Origin of the sequence: Marinobacter alkalisoli, from assembly GCF_045449795.1 — a bacterium.
In the GTDB taxonomy this organism is placed as follows: Bacteria; Pseudomonadota; Gammaproteobacteria; order Pseudomonadales; family Oleiphilaceae; genus Marinobacter.
This window is the reverse complement of sequence record NZ_JBJJLB010000016.1, coordinates 675,703-691,162: the sequence shown is the minus strand read 5'-3', so window position 1 is coordinate 691,162 and position 15,460 is coordinate 675,703. Positions and strand designations below refer to the sequence as shown.

Annotated in this window: 16 protein-coding genes; 13 read left to right on the top strand and 3 right to left on the bottom strand. The window is 58.2% G+C overall.

The genetic code is table 11. The features are described 5' to 3' along the window. Positions 1-28: 28 nt before the first annotated feature. Positions 29-1,345, top strand: a complete 1,317-nt coding sequence (locus ACJO3M_RS07690; protein WP_407000934.1) for a cyclic di-GMP phosphodiesterase — start codon at positions 29-31, stop codon at positions 1,343-1,345. Between the two features lie 24 nt (positions 1,346-1,369). On the opposite strand, the gene ACJO3M_RS07685 is transcribed toward ACJO3M_RS07690, so the two are convergent. Beyond that, positions 1,370-2,491, bottom strand: a complete 1,122-nt coding sequence (locus ACJO3M_RS07685; protein ID WP_407000788.1) for an organic solvent ABC transporter permease — start codon at positions 2,489-2,491, stop codon at positions 1,370-1,372. 273 nt (positions 2,492-2,764) lie between these two features. On the opposite strand from ACJO3M_RS07685, the gene ACJO3M_RS07680 reads away from it, so the two are divergent. From ACJO3M_RS07680 to queF, 3 genes are read left to right on the top strand one after another with little or no spacing between them, the layout of a single operon-like run. Then, entirely contained in the window at positions 2,765-3,706 is a 942-nt protein-coding gene (locus tag ACJO3M_RS07680; protein ID WP_407000787.1) for an ABC transporter ATP-binding protein, read from the top strand. Beyond that, positions 3,703-4,476, top strand: a complete 774-nt coding sequence (locus ACJO3M_RS07675; protein WP_407000786.1) for an ABC transporter permease — start codon at positions 3,703-3,705, stop codon at positions 4,474-4,476. Before ACJO3M_RS07680 ends, ACJO3M_RS07675 begins: the two co-directional genes overlap by 4 nt. 29 nt (positions 4,477-4,505) lie before the next feature. Next, positions 4,506-5,324, top strand: a complete 819-nt coding sequence (queF, locus tag ACJO3M_RS07670; protein WP_407000785.1) for an NADPH-dependent 7-cyano-7-deazaguanine reductase QueF — start codon at positions 4,506-4,508, stop codon at positions 5,322-5,324. Between the two features lie 20 nt (positions 5,325-5,344). Here the strand turns inward: queF and ACJO3M_RS07665 are convergent, their stop codons facing one another. Beyond that, a complete protein-coding gene (locus ACJO3M_RS07665; protein ID WP_407000784.1) occupies positions 5,345-6,778 on the bottom strand; it encodes an adenylate/guanylate cyclase domain-containing protein in 1,434 nt (477 codons plus the stop codon). 1 nt (position 6,779) lies between these two features. Then, the gene (locus ACJO3M_RS07660) at positions 6,780-7,091 is read right to left on the bottom strand and encodes an Mpo1-like protein (protein WP_407000783.1); all 312 of its coding nucleotides are present in this window, start codon (positions 7,089-7,091) and stop codon (positions 6,780-6,782) included. Positions 7,092-7,386: 295 nt separating this feature from the next. Here ACJO3M_RS07660 and flgB point away from each other — a divergent pair, with 295 nt between their 5' ends. The 9 genes from flgB (at position 7,387) to flgJ (ending at position 15,458) form a co-directional block, all read left to right on the top strand. Then, positions 7,387-7,785 (top strand): flagellar basal body rod protein FlgB, encoded by a 399-nt coding sequence (flgB, locus tag ACJO3M_RS07655; protein ID WP_407000782.1) that lies wholly within the window; start codon positions 7,387-7,389, stop codon positions 7,783-7,785. Positions 7,786-7,817: 32 nt separating this feature from the next. Beyond that, entirely contained in the window at positions 7,818-8,267 is a 450-nt protein-coding gene (gene flgC / locus ACJO3M_RS07650; RefSeq protein WP_407000781.1) for a flagellar basal body rod protein FlgC, read from the top strand. An 18-nt stretch (positions 8,268-8,285) separates the two neighbouring features. Next, entirely contained in the window at positions 8,286-8,963 is a 678-nt protein-coding gene (locus ACJO3M_RS07645; RefSeq protein ID WP_407000779.1) for a flagellar hook assembly protein FlgD, read from the top strand. A gap of 27 nt (positions 8,964-8,990) precedes the next feature. Continuing rightward, on the top strand, positions 8,991-10,901 hold the full coding sequence (locus tag ACJO3M_RS07640) for a flagellar hook protein FlgE (protein ID WP_407000777.1): 1,911 nt from the start codon (positions 8,991-8,993) through the stop codon (positions 10,899-10,901). Positions 10,902-10,975: 74 nt separating this feature from the next. Further along, complete coding sequence (locus tag ACJO3M_RS07635; protein WP_407000776.1) at positions 10,976-11,728, top strand: flagellar basal body rod protein FlgF; 753 nt, start codon at positions 10,976-10,978, stop codon at positions 11,726-11,728. 84 nt (positions 11,729-11,812) lie between these two features. Then, positions 11,813-12,601 (top strand): flagellar basal-body rod protein FlgG, encoded by a 789-nt coding sequence (gene flgG, locus ACJO3M_RS07630; RefSeq protein WP_407000775.1) that lies wholly within the window; start codon positions 11,813-11,815, stop codon positions 12,599-12,601. 30 nt (positions 12,602-12,631) lie between these two features. Further along, entirely contained in the window at positions 12,632-13,333 is a 702-nt protein-coding gene (gene flgH / locus ACJO3M_RS07625) for a flagellar basal body L-ring protein FlgH (RefSeq protein WP_407000774.1), read from the top strand. Continuing rightward, entirely contained in the window at positions 13,330-14,427 is a 1,098-nt protein-coding gene (locus tag ACJO3M_RS07620; RefSeq protein WP_407000773.1) for a flagellar basal body P-ring protein FlgI, read from the top strand. Before flgH ends, ACJO3M_RS07620 begins: the two co-directional genes overlap by 4 nt. 8 nt (positions 14,428-14,435) lie before the next feature. Then, positions 14,436-15,458 (top strand): flagellar assembly peptidoglycan hydrolase FlgJ, encoded by a 1,023-nt coding sequence (flgJ, locus tag ACJO3M_RS07615; protein ID WP_407000772.1) that lies wholly within the window; start codon positions 14,436-14,438, stop codon positions 15,456-15,458. Positions 15,459-15,460: the final 2 nt, after the last annotated feature.

The following is a 15,460-nucleotide window of genomic DNA, read 5'->3' as shown; positions in this document are numbered from 1 at the left end:
GTGAGTATCGATTATTTTGATTCAAGGGGTGCGCGTCGTGGGCGTTCGTCAAAGGAAAATCGCCGTACAAGACTTGGAAGTCGGCATGTTTGTGTCCGAGCTGGACCGGCCGTGGCACCAGACACCGTTTCCGATCCAGGGCTTTCCTATCCGCTCCCAGGATGACATCCGGTCGGTAGGATCCCACTGCAAGTGGGTTGTTATCGACATCGCTGAACTGCGCGAAAAGGTGAATCTTGGAAAACCGGCGGGGCCGGTGTTTGGAAAGCGTGCAAGAAATCTTGGTGGCAACCGTGAAGTGATTCAGCTGCCGCCGTTGCAGATCAAGGAGCCGGTCGAGTACGAGACCACCGCTACCCTGAAGAAAGAGCTCAAGGTTTCAGGGAGGGTGCTCGCCGATGTCGAGACCGCACTGAGCCGGGTGTTTGGCTCGGTTCAGCGGGAGGAAACGCTGGACTTGAGGGAGGTGGCAGGCGTCACCCGCAAGATGGTCTCCAGTGTGGTTCGTAATCCGGATGCTCTGCTGTGGCTCAGCCGTACCCGTGAACACGATGACTATATCTACCGGCATGCCATGAACACAGCGGTATGGGCGCTGGTGTGTGGTCGCCATCTTGGCCTGAATGAAGGGCTGCTTAACCATCTGGGCCTGGGTTGCCTGTTGTCCCAGGTGGGCAAGACCGAACTGCCTGTGGAGCTGCTGAAGAAAGAGGGCCGGCTGGATGCCGATGAATTTGCCCGCTACCGGAGTTATGTCGGGCGCGGCGTCGCGATGCTGGATGGGACCGGCGTGTCCCGTGCGGTGGTCAGCGTAGTGCAGGGGCATCGGGAGCGCCACAACGGCTCGGGCTTCCCGGAAGGTGTCCGCGGGGATCGCATCCCGTTACTGGCGAAGATCGGTGGCCTTGCCGAGTTTTTTGAAACCCTGATTGGCCCCCGGGAAACCTCCGAACCGATGACGCCGGCCAAGGCGGTGAACCTGCTGTATGACATGCGCAACATCGAGTTTCAGGAAGATCTGGTTGAGAAATTTATCCAGGCGGTCGGAATCTATCCCACCGGAAGCCTGGTTCAGCTTAATAATGGCCAGCGTGGGATTGTGGTGTCCCATTCCGCGGAACGTCGCCTGTGGCCTCGTGTCATGGTGATGACGGACCGGAACCAGCAACCGTTGCAGTCCGCGAAGATCATCGATCTGGCGAGTTTCAACGAGGACAAGGGCCCCGGCGAGACCCTTTCCATTGCCGAGTGCCTGCCCCATGGCACGGAAGGGCTCAATCCGGAGCACTTTGATGTCACCGGTACGGAATCCCGCTGGAACCTGTCGCGACTGGTCGGTTCCTGATCCGATCTGAAGCCCCCGGGTGAGTCAGTCGATGATCACCCTGAGGCTTTTCCTGATCCAGCGATAGCTGTTTGCGGGGCGGAAATTGATGATGATTTCCGATTCGCCTCCGCTGTCTCCCGCGATAAAGTAATCCACCGTTGCCGATTGCCAGCTGAATGAGTGAACCACCACATCCTGGTCACGGGTGCTCATGGCTTCGATGGCTGCCAGATCCGGTTCCCCGTTGATGCGGCGGATTCCCGCTTCCTTGATGTCGGTCTCACTGGCGGGGTGGTTGGCGGTTTCTCTGCCCAGGTAGTAGCGGTTACCGATGACGGTGGTGATGGCATCCAGTTCGCGGGTCAGGTAGTCCTGTGCGGCCTCGGCGTCAAAGTCCTCCAGGCTGCGGACGGATTCAAGAATGCGGTCACGCCTGCTTTTCAGGTCTTCCTGGTACTCCTGGTCGGGGTCCCGCAGGTCTTCATCCTCGGGGCGGGGCATGGCGTTATCAATGTCGGCCTGGGTGGGCGGGGTCTGACAGTGTTCGTCATCCGCCGGGTAGAAGCAGATGGCGGCCAGTAACTGGTTGGCTGGTGACGGGGTGGTGCCCCGTTCGGTGAACTCGCTTTCGCTGACGGTGAAATCAATGGGCGCGGTCAGGTCGGGCAGTGCCCGGTTCAGTTGCCTGACGACCCGGTCGCGTATTTCAATGCCTTCGCCTTCCCCAATGGTTTCATCCCAGTTCAGTGCCAGCAGGAAACGGGTGAGGTTGAGCAGTGTGGTGTCGGTCAGCAACTGTTGCTCGGTGATCTGGTGAGAGCGCAGGCCTTCATCGTCAATGCCCGGGCTGCTGAGTCTCTCGCGGATGTCAGCGAGGAATTCCAGCGGGGTCGTGAATTCGGCGGCGGGCACTTCTTTGGCCAGGGTGAGGTCGCCAACGGCAAAGGTCAGGCGTTCCCCGGGGTAGTAGCGGAACTGGCCGTTGTCATCGGTTGTCTCGCTGCGGCTGGCGCTGGTGTAGTGCAGGCCGCTGATGCCGTTGTAGGTGAGTGAGCCGGTCCGGGTGTCATCACCGCCGCCTCCGCTGTCGCCGCCGAGGCAGCCGGACAATGAGAGCACTGCCATCAGTGGCAGGGATAATCGAAGAAGCTGAACGGATCTCATGGTCTTGCGTACATTCCCTGGTCCTGGGGCCTGCGGTGCAAACGCGACGGGTTTTGCCGGGCCTTTTGTAAATTGTTGTAACCGGCATTATAGGGACGGGCGCGTGGGGATATCGGGAATCCTGTCGCAGTTTGGTGTTTTACCCGGGCGGTGGGTTTCCATGGCGGCGACTTGAAAATTCCGTTGGCGCCACAACTTAAAAGACTTCTGGTTTTACGCATCACACTCTTGGCCGGGCACGCTGACCCGACACGCCACTATTCTGGGTAGTTTATGACCAACGCACTGGAGATCGAGGGGCTGACCAAAACCTACGGTGATGGTTTTCATGCTCTCAAGGGGATCGACATGAACGTCAGGCAGGGGGATTTCTTCGCCCTGCTGGGCCCGAACGGGGCCGGGAAATCGACCACGCTGGGTATCGTGTGCTCCCTGGTGAACAAGACCGGGGGCAAGGTGAGGGTGTTTGGTTACGACATCGATACCCACCTGTCCGATGCCAAGCTGAACCTTGGGGTGGTGCCCCAGGAGTTCAACTTCAATCAGTTCGAAAAGGTGTTCGACATCGTCACTACCCAGGCGGGCTATTACGGCATCCCGCTGAAGCAGGCCAGGGTGTCGGCGGAGAAGTACCTGCGCCAACTGGGGCTCTGGGACAAGAAGGATACCCCGGCGCGGATGCTGTCCGGGGGCATGAAACGCCGGCTGATGATTGCCCGTGCGCTGGTGCACGAGCCCAAGTTACTGATTCTGGACGAGCCGACAGCGGGCGTTGATATCGAACTGCGCCGGTCCATGTGGACCTTCCTGGAGGAAATGAACCGCCAGGGCACCACGATTATCCTGACCACCCATTACCTGGAAGAGGCCGAGGCGCTGTGCCGCAACATTGCGATCATCGATCATGGGCGGATTCTGAAGCACACCAGCAAGCGTGAGCTGCTGCAGCAGTTGCATGTGGAAACCTTCGTGCTGGATACCGAAACCGCATTTGAGGGCGCGCCAGCGCTGGACGGCTTTCCGTGCCGCCTGAGTGATGAGGGCGCGCTGGAAGTGGAGGTCCAGAAGGGCCAGGGCCTGAACCAGGTCTTTGTGCAACTGGAGCAGCGGGGGATCAAGGTGGTCAGCATGCGGACCAAGGCCAACCGCCTGGAGGAGCTGTTCATCCGGATGGTGGAAGAGAACGCCCGGGAAGTCGAGGGAGGTGACGCATGAAAATCCAGGCAATGGTTACGGCATTCAACACCATCGTGATCCGGGAGATTCGCCGTTTCACCAGGATCTGGCCCCAGACCTTGCTGCCACCCGCAGTCACCATGACGCTGTACTTCATCATTTTCGGTAACCTGATTGGTTCCCGGATCGGTGATATGGGTGGCTTTGATTATATGTCCTTCATTGTGCCGGGGCTGATCATGATGGCGGTGATCACCAGTTCCTACGCCAATGTGGTGTCGTCGTTCTTTTCGATGAAGTTCCAGCGCAGCATCGAGGAACTGCTGGTTTCGCCGGTGCCCAACTGGATCATCCTCGCCGGCTATGTCTGCGGCGGCATGGCCCGGGGGCTGGGGATCGGGCTGATCGTGACGCTGCTGTCGCTGGCGTTCACGCGGCTGGAGATCCATAGCCTGCCGATGGTGGTGATTACGGTGTTCCTGACTTCGGCGCTGTTTGCCCTGGGTGGGTTTATCAATGCCATGCTGGCCACCAAGTTTGATGATATTTCCATCGTGCCCACGTTCGTGCTCACGCCGCTGACCTATCTGGGCGGGGTGTTCTATAGCATCAGTATGCTGCCGGATTTCTGGCAGGCTGTGTCCATGGTGAATCCGATTCTGTACATGGTGAATGCTTTCCGGTTTGGTATTCTGGGCGTATCGGATGTGAATCCCTTTGTGGCACTGGGTATGATTCTGGTGTTTATAGCACTGCTGACGGCTATCTCGCTGCGGATGCTCAAGCGTGGCAAAGGCATTCGCCACTAAGTTTCAGGACCGTTTTAACAGGACACACCATGGCCCTTAACGATGCCCCCCTGGGCAAATTCAGTGAATACCCGGACCGCTACAATCCGGATCTGCTTTTCCCTGTGCCGCGGGAGGAAAACCGTCGCCGCATTGGTCTGTCGGATGGCCGCTGGCCGTGGTTCGGGGAGGATCTCTGGCAGGCCTGGGAGGTGTCCTGGTTGCGTGCCGATGGTGTGCCGGCCGTGGCCTGGGCGGAAATCCGTTTTCCGGCTGCTTCGCCCAACATTATCGAATCCAAGTCTCTGAAGCTGTACCTGAACTCCCTGAACCAGGCGGTGTTTTCGTCGCCTGAGCAGGTCGCGGATGTGATCACCCGGGATCTGTCCAGCGGCAGTGGCGCGGCGGTGCAGGTGACCATACGCAGCGTGGATGAGGGCGCCATGGCGGAAGGCCGCCCGCAAGGCTATGAACTGATTGACGGCGGCACGGTTGACGATGTGACCTACGAATACGCGCCGGAATCCCTGTCGGCGTCTGGCGAGGTGGTATCGGAAAGCCTGTGCTCGCATCTGCTGAAAAGCAACTGCCCGGTGACTGGCCAGCCGGACTGGGGCACGGTGATGATCCGTTACACCGGGCCGAAACTGGATCGCAGGGGATTGCTTCGCTACATCGTCAGCTTTCGCCAGAAGCAGGATTTCCATGAGCACTGCGTGGAAACCCTGTTTACCGACATTATGGCGAGGTGCAAACCGGAAGCGTTGATGGTGTGTGCCCGTTATACCCGCAGGGGCGGGTTGGATATCAATCCCTGGCGCAGCACCGATCCGGACGACGGTCCCGGGGCCCGGCTGATTCGCCAGTAAAACTCAGAAGGGGGAGGGGGTCAGCGAATTTCCTCTTCCTGCCGCAAGCGGTCGGCGGCATCTTCCAGGGCGTTCAGAATGGCCTGACGTTCCCTTTCGGTGATCTTGTCGGAATCCAGGTACATGGCAAACCCGCTGTGTTCGTGTTCCAGGAAGCTGCGGTTCGGGCCCATGTCACGGCGGAAGTCCACCACTTCATAAATGGGTACCGGCTTGCCAAAGCCTTTCACCGTAATCTCACCCTTGTCCCGGCACATGATGCGGTCCTTGATCAGTGAGAAGGTTTCATAGGACACCAGTATTTCACCGGGATCGGCCAGGGATTCCAGCCGGCTGGCCAGGTTCACTTCCTTGCCGATGATGGTGTAATCCATGCGGTTTTCCGCGCCGAAGTTCCCGACCGTGGTATAGCCGGTGCTGATGCCCATGCGGATTTCCAGCGGAGTCTTGATACCCTGGCTACGCCACTTCTGGCGCATGATCTTCATGTGCTTGCGCATCTCGATTGCCATGGACACACAAGCAAAGGCGTCTTCCCTCTGACCCCGGCTGGTGGGGTCTCCGAAGAACACCATAATGGAGTCACCAACGAACTTGTCGATGGTGCCGCCGTATTTCAGCGCCACTTCGGACATGCCGTTGAAGTAGTGGTTGAGCAGTTCGGTCAGCGCTTCCGGTTCCATTTCCTCGGACAGCTCGGTAAAGCCCTTGATGTCAGAGAAGAACACGGCGAGTTTCTTGCGCTGGGTTTCCAGGCGCACGTCCCGCTCACCAGTGAAAATTGACTGCCAGACCTGGGGAGACAGGTACTTGGACAACTTGTGGGAGAGGGCGATGGACTGTTCCCGCTGGTTCTGGATCTGGCTCTTGGCCATCATCAGCGCCCGGGCCTGCTGGTGGGAATAGAAAGCCGTAACGCAGATATACAGGCCGGTTGCGAGCAGCGACAGAATGCTGGTCAGCAGGGGCGCCTGAAGACTCTTCGCCGGCCCGAAAATGGCGAGCCCCACCGACAGGGATGCCGCCATGAACACGGAGCCGAACACCCACTGGCGGAAGCCGCCGACAATCAGGCAGCTGAACATCAGCATCATCATGACCGACACGGATGGTATGGCCGTTGCTCCGATAGCACCCACAAAGCCGCCGCCAATCACGCAATCGACCATCAGCATTTTCTGGCGGATACGAGAGGAATGTCTGAGGAAGGTGCGGCGGGTCAGAAGGTGCGCCAGGTGAGGCCAGATCAGCGCCCCGGCGATCATCCAGAGCATCCAGTCGGGAAATGCGCCCTGGAAAACACCCGCGGCGATAATGGCGGCCGCGGCGGTGAACCCAAGGATGCGCCCGTTGTAATCCGGCATCGGCGGAATGGCGATGGGATCAATCTGCGCGTCCACGGCAGTGGACTTGCTGGCGCTGGCATTGCGCAGATCCACGGGGGCGCTCATCATATCAGAAGCGTATCCGTCCGATGAGGATGTCGCGGAACATCACCCAGTCCCCCATCAGGCTGTACAATGGGTATTTGAAGGTCGCCGGGCGGTTTTTCTCGAAGAAGAAATGTCCGACCCAGGCAAATCCGTAACCGATCACGGGCAGCAACAGCAGCCAGACCAGTTTGGCGGTTACAATGGCGTAAAGGGCAACGATGATAACAAGAAGGCTGCCGACAAAATGGAGCCGGCGACAGGTCAAGTCGCTGTGCTCTTCCAGATAGTACGGATAGAACTCAGAAAAATTGCGAAAAGCGCTTTGCTCACTCATGGTTTCGCTACCGGCTCATTTATAGTTTTTCGAAAGTCGGACTACGACGAAAGGTTAACAGTTATACAGAAAAGCCACAATTCAGTTCGGGCCTTTCCGAATCTGTCCACAGGGGAAAGTCATTGCCGCTTCTCCTGCCATCTCTTCCGGCAAGACCTCCGAATTTGCCGCCTGACCCTCTCCAGCCCGCTGTATTCATAGCCTCCCGAAAACTGGCATCGACGTTGCTTTGTCTACTGCAAAGAGGTGAACCGGCAAACCAATGCAGGGCCGGGCACAAGGTTCTGGAGGCAATATGGCAATTTCCTTTGATAAAGCACTGGGTATTCACCAGCACGCCCTGGAAGCCAGGGTTCAGCGTGGTGAGGTATTGGCGAACAACCTCGCGAATGCCGATACCCCAGGCTACAAAGCCAGGGACGTCGATTTCCGCGCGATGATGGAAAAGGCACAGCAGAGTGTCAGCGGATTCAACATGGAGCGGACTCACGACGCCCACATGGATACGACGCCCGGTGGCCAGGACAACGAGCTGCTCTACCGCGTGCCGCACCAGCCTTCCGTGGATGGCAACACGGTGGACACCCAGCAGGAGCAGAGCCGGTTCATGAGAAATGCCATGGACTACCAGGCGAGCTTCCAGTTTCTGGACGGCAAATTCTCGGGGCTGAAGAAAGCCCTTTCAGGTCAGTAATCGGGCGCAGCCACTAGCTGAGGAGCATCAACATGTCCCTGGGTAACATATTTGATATCGCCGGTTCCGGCATGACTGCGCAGTCACTGCGGTTGAACACCACGGCATCCAATATTGCCAACGCGGAAACCGCCAGTTCCAGCACCGAAGGCACGTATAGGGCACGCAAGCCCGTGTTTGCCGCGATCCAGCAGTCCATGCTGAACCCGGACCAGAAAGATCTGGCGTTCGGGAGCGACGAAGGCCCCGGCGCCGGGGTTCGTGTGGACGGCATTGTCGAGAGTGATGCGGAACTGCAGATGCGTTATGAACCAAACCATCCCGCTGCCAACGAAGACGGTTACGTGTTCTATCCCAACGTCAATGTGGTTGAGGAGATGGCCGACATGATGTCCTCATCCCGCAGCTTCCAGATGAACGTGGACATTATGAACACGGCCAAATCCATGATGCAGCGCATTCTTACACTTGGGCAGCAGTAACCGGGCGAGGACCGACCGATGAGCGCAATTAACCCGACGAATGTCTCTGATGTACTGGGCGATTTTCGTCATCAGCAGGGCGGTGCCGGCAACGGTACGAACGAACTCGGCAAGAACGAGTTCATGGAGCTGATGATTGCCCAGCTGAAGAACCAGAATCCGCTTGAACCCCAGGATAATGGCGAATTTATTTCCCAGCTTGCCCAGTTCAGTTCCCTTGAAGAAATGCAGGGCGTGTCCCGGAGTGTGGATGAACTGGGCAGCCAGTTCCGCTCCACCCAGGCGCTGCAGGCGTCGGCGATGGTGGGGCGGACCGTTCTGGCGCCATCGCAAATTGGCATACTTGGTAGCGAAGGCGAGATCACCGGCACCATTCAGGTTCCGGCATCCACCGGCGGGTTGCGTCTGTCCATTGAAAGTCAGAACGGTGAACGGGTACGGCAGATTGACCTGGGCGCCAGTGAGGCCGGCGTTGCTTCCTTCCAGTGGGATGGCACGGACGGCAACGGCAATGCCTTGCCACCCGGCCCCTACCGCATTGTGGCTGAGGGTTCCTACCCCAGCGGAACCGAGCAGCTGGCCACCATGGTCAGCGCCAATGTGGACAGCGTTTCTCTCGGTCAGGGCGGTAAAGTCACACTGAATCTGGCCGGCATGGGCTCCATTGCCCTGTCGGACGTAGAACAAATCAATTGATACCGGTGCGAAACCACGAGGTGAATTATGGCTTTTAATACAGGGCTTAGCGGTTTGAGGGCAGCGTCCGTTGATCTGGACGTCACCGGTAATAACATTGCCAATGCCAGTACCGTTGGCTTCAAAAGCAGCAGCGCACAGTTTGGCGACCTTTATGCCAGCGGTTTCCTGAGTTCCGGCAACAACCCGGTGGGCGATGGTGTGCGGGTGCAGGACGTGAAGCAGTCTTTCGGTCAGGGCAACATCAGCTTTACCGATAACGGACTGGATATGGCGATCAACGGTGATGGCTTCTTTGTCCTGAATAACGGTGGAGAAGTTCGCTATTCCCGTGCCGGTCAGTTTGGCATCGACAAAGACGGATTTATTACCAATAACCAGAACATGCGTGTGCAGGGCTTCACCGCTGATGACGACGGTAATCTGTCCGGCATTCGTGGGGATCTGCAGGTGGAGACCGACAACCTGGCGCCAAGGCGGACCACCAATCTGAGCACTGATCTCAATCTGGATTCCAGGGAAAGTGTGCTGGAAAACCGCATACGTGATCTGGGCGAAGATCTGAACGTGGCAGACCTGGACGGTGATGCTTTCCAGGTCGAGTATTCCGACGGTACCACGTCGCAGCTCATCTCCATTGGTACGGATCAGCCCGCAAATGAGGTGGCTGAACTTCTGGGTTCTCAGAAAGGCGTTAACGCTTCCGCCAGGACAAAGTTTGACCTGTCCGAACAGTTTGATATGACTCAGCTAGCCAGTGATTTGTCTGATCCGGACTTTGAGCTGACCATATCCCTGAACGGAAGCGACAACGTGACTTTCCGTGGCAGTGATGGCATTACCGATCTGGATTCGCTGGCTGCCGCCATCAATGACTCGGAGTTGAACACTCTGCAAGCGCAGGTTTCCGACAGCGGTGATGATATTTCCATTACCGACAGTCGCGGGTTCACTGTCGATATGTCCTACACGACCGGCGCAGCAGGCAATCAGTCATTTGCCGCTCCCGAGCGTGGCAATCTGTTTGTGACCACTGAACGCGAGGTGGCCGGCATACTGACTGATCCCGCCGGAACCGGCACGTTTGAGGCCGCGTATACAGCAGGCGAGACCCGGATCACCAATGAGTTCAATCCGCTGGACCAGCGCACATACAACCACGCTACATCCACCACGATCTACGACAGCCTGGGCAACTCCCACGAATTGACCCAGTTCTTCGTGAAGGAGCCTTCGCCGGGTGATGGAGTTGGTCAAAGTGAATGGTCGATCTACATGCAGATTGACGGTGAAATGGTTGCGGGTACCGATGAGACACCCTATACAGCCAGGTTCAACCAGGATGGTGATCTGCAATCGATCAATGGCGACCCGAATGGTGAAGTGGTTATTGATGACTGGGTGCCGAAAGACGCAAATGGCCTGCCCAATGGTGCGGATGGTCCTCCTGCTCCCGGGGAGGAAGTGGTCACACCGATTCCTGATCCGCCCACCACTTCTGCGTTTGTGGTGGACCTGAGCAATACCACCCAGTATGGCAGTGCCTTTGGGGTAAATGATCAGAATCAGAACGGTTATACCACGGGTCGTTTATCCGGTCTGGATGTGTCCGATCAGGGTGTGCTGTTTGCCCGATACACCAATGGCCAGTCTCAGGCGTTGGGGCAGGTAGCCCTGGCGGCGTTCAATAACACCGATGGACTCTCGCCGGTAGGGGAGACAACCTGGGTGGAAACCTTCGAGTCCGGTCAGCCGATCATCGGCGCCCCGGATACCGGAACCCTGGGCTCCATCAAGGCCAGTTCGGTAGAGGATTCCAACGTGGACCTGTCTGCGGAACTGGTGAACCTGATCATTGCCCAGCGCAATTACCAGGCGAACGCGAAGACCATTGAAACCTCCGATGCGGTCACCCAGACCATCATCAACCTGAGATAATCCGCAAAACGCAATTCTGGCATAACTCCTGCAGGAAGACTGGTGACAGTCAAAATTCCGGCAGGAGTTTTCCCATGGATAAAGCCCTCTATATCGGGATGTCTGGCGCCAAGCAGAACATGCTGGCCCAGCGTGCCCACGCCAATAACCTGGCTAACGTCAGTACCACAGGGTTCAAGAAAGACTTCGCCCAGGCTCGTAGCATGCCGGTGTTCGGTGAGCATCACCCGACCCGCGCCTACGCCATGACCGAGCGGCCGGGGACGGATCTGTCCGCCGGGGCGCTGATGGAAACCGGCCGCAAGCTGGATGTTGCCGTTGAAGGCGACGGCTGGCTAGCGGTTCAGAACCAGCGCGGTGAGGAAGTCTTTACCCGGTCCGGCAGTCTGCAGATTGATGTGAACGGACTGGTTCGCAATGCCAGCGGTGACATGGTTATGGGCAACGGTGGCCCTGTCGCTTTGCCGCCTTTCGATAACGTTCAGATTGGCGCCGACGGCACCGTTTCCATCGTTCCTGTCGGCGGTCCGCCGGATCAGCTGGTGGAAGTGGATCGCCTGAAGCTGGTAAACCCACCGCCCGGCGCGCTGGAGAAGGGTGATGACGGGTATATGCGTCGCAAGCCGGACCAGGCTTTGGATGGTCCTGAGCCGCCGGATGGAAATATGCGCGTGGCCTCCGGATTTCTGGAAAGCTCCAACGTGAATGCCGTTGAGGAAATGATTGCCAACCTGCAGCTGTCGCGGCAGTACGAGATGCAGGTGAAGGTTATGACCACCGCGAATGAAAATTCCGAGGCTTCGGCACGCCTGTTGCAGAACCTCTGATAAACCTTGGGCACAGTCGTCGGATGGACAGGAAAGCGGCAAAACATGGCCGCCTGACAGAGTCCACCGGCAAGGAGAATAAACATGCATCCAGCACTTTGGGTCAGTAAAACCGGGTTAAGCGCGATGGACACCAAGATGTCCACCATTTCCAACAACCTGGCTAACGTTAACACCACCGGTTTCAAGCGGGACCGCGCGGTGTTCCAGGACCTTCTGTATCAGGTGAACCGGCAGCCCGGCGGTATGAGTACCGAAAATTCCGAGCTTCCATCCGGCCTTCAGCTGGGCACCGGTGTGCGTGTTGTCGGCACGACCAAACAGTTTTCCCAGGGCAACCTTGAGGTGACCGAACAGCCGCTGGACATGGCGGTTAACGGTCGCGGTTTCATGCAGATTCTGCTCCCGGACGGGCAGCTCGCCTACACTCGGGACGGCCAGTTCCAGCTCAACTCGGACGGGGATATCGTGAATCCGGATGGCTATACGTTGGAGCCCAACATCAACGTGCCGGAGAACGCGACCAACATCACCATTGGCAAGGACGGCACCGTCACTGCCGTAGTGGATGACCAGGCAGCGCCGATCAACCTGGGGGAAATCACCCTGGTGGACTTCATTAACCCCCAGGGGTTGCAGGCTATTGGTAACAACCTCTACAAGGCCACCAACGCCAGCGGTGACCCCGCTGAAGGCGAGCCTGGCATTGGCGGGCTCGGTACGGTTGAGCAGGGCATGATTGAGTCCTCCAACGTCGAGGTGGTGGAAGAGCTGGTCAGCATGATCACCACTCAGCGTGCCTATGAAATGAATTCCAAGGTGGTGTCGGCCACCGACCAGATGCTGCAGTTTATTACGAACAACATCGGCTGATCCGATCGTGGTTCGTAGAGGGGACAGACAATGAAACGCATCGCGATAACAAGTAGCACAACCTCCATCAGCACTCTGGCGCTGGTGGGCGTGTTGATCGTGTTGCAGGGATGTACCGCCATGAGCCGGCCCAGGGCAGTTCCGGATGATCCGGCGTACGCGCCGGTGCGGGCCGAGGCAATGATGCAGCGCGATCCGGAATCCGGAGCCATTTTCCAGACCCAGCGTAACCACAACCTTTACGGTGATACGGTGGCGCTGAACGTGGGGGATGTCCTGACGGTGAAGCTTGAGGAGTCCACCCGCGCCAGCAAAAACGCGGAAACCAGCATTACCAAGGACCAGGATATTTCCTTGCCGGAACCTGGAATCCTGGGGCTGAACAACCTGAATGTGGCGACCAATATCAATCAGGAGCGGGACTTTGAAGGCCAGGCCGAAGCGGACCAGAGCAATAGCCTGGCGGGTAGTATCACCGTGACGGTCACGGAAGTGCTGCCCAACGGCGTGTTGCATATCCGTGGTGAGAAATGGCTGTCCCTGACCAATGGCGATGAGTACATCCGCCTTACCGGTCTGGTTCGCCCCCAGGATATCGCGCCGGACAACACCGTTGCCTCCAACCGTATTGCCGATGCCCGCTTTGCCTATGGTGGCACGGGGGATTTTGACCAGGCGAATCAAATGGGCTGGCTGTCCCGCTTCTTTAACAGTGAGTGGTGGCCATTATGAGGATGATCCGCTTCTGGATTGTTGTTCTGGCATTGTCTGTGGTGGCGTCACCTGTGCTGGCGGACCGCCTGAAGGATCTGGCCAGGATCAAGGGTGTACGTAACAACCAGCTGGTCGGGTACGGGCTGGTGGTTGGTCTGGATGGCACCGGTGACAAAGCGCCATTCACCAACCAGACGTTCCGCAACATGATGAACCAGTTTGGCATTACCTTGCCGGAAGGGGTTAACCCGAACCTGGCCAATGTGGCAGCGGTGACCGTCAGTGCCACTTTGCCGCCTTTCTCCAAGCCTGGGCAGGAGCTGGATATTACAGTTTCCTCTATCGGTAATGCGGACAGCCTCCGGGGCGGAACCCTGTTGATGGCGCCACTGAAAGGCGCGGATGGCCAGATCTACGCCATGGCCCAGGGCAGTCTCGTGGTAGGTGGTTTTGGCGCTCAGGGGCAGGATGGTTCCCGGATTACGGTGAACGTTCCGTCGGTTGGGCGGATTCCCAATGGCGCCACCATTGAGCGGGAAGTGCTTTCCCCCTTCAGCAAGGGTGACACGATTACTTTTAACCTGCTGCGCGCTGACTTCACAACAGCGCGCCGTGTGGTAGAGGCCATTAACAACACGCTCGGCCCGGACATGGCTTACGCCCACGACGCCACGTCAGTGTCAGTGAAGGCACCGAGGGATGCGGATCAGCGGGTGAGCTTCCTGTCGATTCTGGAGAACATCGAAGTGGATCCGGCTGAGGCTGCCGCCAAGGTGGTCATCAACAGCCGCACCGGCACCATCGTGGTGGGCCAGAACGTCAAGGTCAGTCCGGCAGCGGTCACCCATGGCAATCTCACGGTGACCATTGAAGAGAACCCAGAGGTGGTGCAGCCAAATCCCTTTGCCGGTGGCGAAACCGCCGTCGAGCCCAACACTCAGATTGCTGTCACCGAGGACCCGGCCCGGATGTTCCAGTTCGGCCCGGCGGTGACCCTGAACGAGATCGTCCAGGCGGTGAACCAGGTCGGTGCGGCGCCCGGTGATGTAATGGCGGTTCTTGAAGCACTCAAACAGGCTGGCGCGCTGCGCGCCGAGCTGATTGTGATTTAGGTGGCGTGATGCAGGACTCCAGCATTCAACAGGCCCGGATCTACACCGATTTCAGCGGCCTCAATGAATTGAAATCCCAGGCCAGGACGGACAAGAAAGCCGCCCTGGAAGAGGTTGCTCGTCAGTTCGAGAGCCTGTTTATTGGCGAGATGATGAAGTCCATGCGCAAGGCCGGGGACGTGTTCTCCGAAGGCAATTACCTGAACAGCAACGAGTCCGAGCATTATCGTGACATGTTTGATAACCAGCTCAGCCTGACCCTCGCGGGGCAGCGGGGCGGCACCGGCCTGGCCGAGGCGCTGGTTCGCCAGCTCAGTCGTCAGATTCCGGGCATGAGCGAGGAGGGGCAAAAGCTCTCCGGCCATAAGGCCACGCTTGCGGATTACGATCGCAGCGTTCCGGTTCCCTCCAGGGCATTGCCGGAGCAGGTGAGGGAAGTGAACCGGATCGCACCGGCGGAGCCAGCGGAACAAGCCGCCGCCCCGGCAACCGACGATCTGGCGCCCTTGCCACGGAACTTCGGCAGCCCGGAGGAGTTTGTCCGTGAGTTGCTGCCGCTTGCAGAGCGCGTTGCCAGGGAAAGCGGTATTGACCCGCGCGTCATGATTGCGCAGGCGGCGCTGGAAACCGGGTGGGGCAAACACATGATTGAAGGTGAGGGCGCATCGCCCAGTCACAACCTGTTTGGTATCAAGGCGGACCATCGCTGGCAGGGAGATTCCGTCAACATTGCCACCACGGAATTCCGTGAGGGCGTACCCATGAGCGAGCGGGCGTCGTTCCGTGCATATCCGGATTATGAAGCGAGCTTCCGGGACTATGTCGAGTTTCTGGAATCCAACCCCCGTTACCGGGATGTTCTTGCTTCCGCTGATCAGCCAGAGTTATTCGCCCAGAAGCTGCAGGATGCCGGTTACGCCACCGATCCGGAATACGGCGCCAAGATCCGCCGGATTATGAACGGTGATTCCCTGATGACACTGTCCATGGATAACGCGGATTCCATGGGCAACACAGAGGCTGAGGAGTAACG

Coding starts and splice junctions, on each gene's coding strand:
- ACJO3M_RS07675 (WP_407000786.1), top strand. CDS start 3,703: ATGAAAATCCAGGCAATGGTTACGGCATTCAACACCATCGTGATCCGG.
- ACJO3M_RS07645 (WP_407000779.1), top strand. CDS start 8,286: ATGAGCGCAATTAACCCGACGAATGTCTCTGATGTACTGGGCGATTTT.
- flgJ (WP_407000772.1), top strand. CDS start 14,436: ATGCAGGACTCCAGCATTCAACAGGCCCGGATCTACACCGATTTCAGC.
- ACJO3M_RS07680 (WP_407000787.1), top strand. CDS start 2,765: ATGACCAACGCACTGGAGATCGAGGGGCTGACCAAAACCTACGGTGAT.
- flgB (WP_407000782.1), top strand. CDS start 7,387: ATGGCAATTTCCTTTGATAAAGCACTGGGTATTCACCAGCACGCCCTG.
- ACJO3M_RS07620 (WP_407000773.1), top strand. CDS start 13,330: ATGAGGATGATCCGCTTCTGGATTGTTGTTCTGGCATTGTCTGTGGTG.
- flgH (WP_407000774.1), top strand. CDS start 12,632: ATGAAACGCATCGCGATAACAAGTAGCACAACCTCCATCAGCACTCTG.
- flgG (WP_407000775.1), top strand. CDS start 11,813: ATGCATCCAGCACTTTGGGTCAGTAAAACCGGGTTAAGCGCGATGGAC.
- ACJO3M_RS07635 (WP_407000776.1), top strand. CDS start 10,976: ATGGATAAAGCCCTCTATATCGGGATGTCTGGCGCCAAGCAGAACATG.
- ACJO3M_RS07665 (WP_407000784.1), bottom strand. CDS start 6,778: ATGATGAGCGCCCCCGTGGATCTGCGCAATGCCAGCGCCAGCAAGTCC.
- ACJO3M_RS07685 (WP_407000788.1), bottom strand. CDS start 2,491: ATGAGATCCGTTCAGCTTCTTCGATTATCCCTGCCACTGATGGCAGTG.
- flgC (WP_407000781.1), top strand. CDS start 7,818: ATGTCCCTGGGTAACATATTTGATATCGCCGGTTCCGGCATGACTGCG.
- ACJO3M_RS07640 (WP_407000777.1), top strand. CDS start 8,991: ATGGCTTTTAATACAGGGCTTAGCGGTTTGAGGGCAGCGTCCGTTGAT.
- ACJO3M_RS07660 (WP_407000783.1), bottom strand. CDS start 7,091: ATGAGTGAGCAAAGCGCTTTTCGCAATTTTTCTGAGTTCTATCCGTAC.
- queF (WP_407000785.1), top strand. CDS start 4,506: ATGGCCCTTAACGATGCCCCCCTGGGCAAATTCAGTGAATACCCGGAC.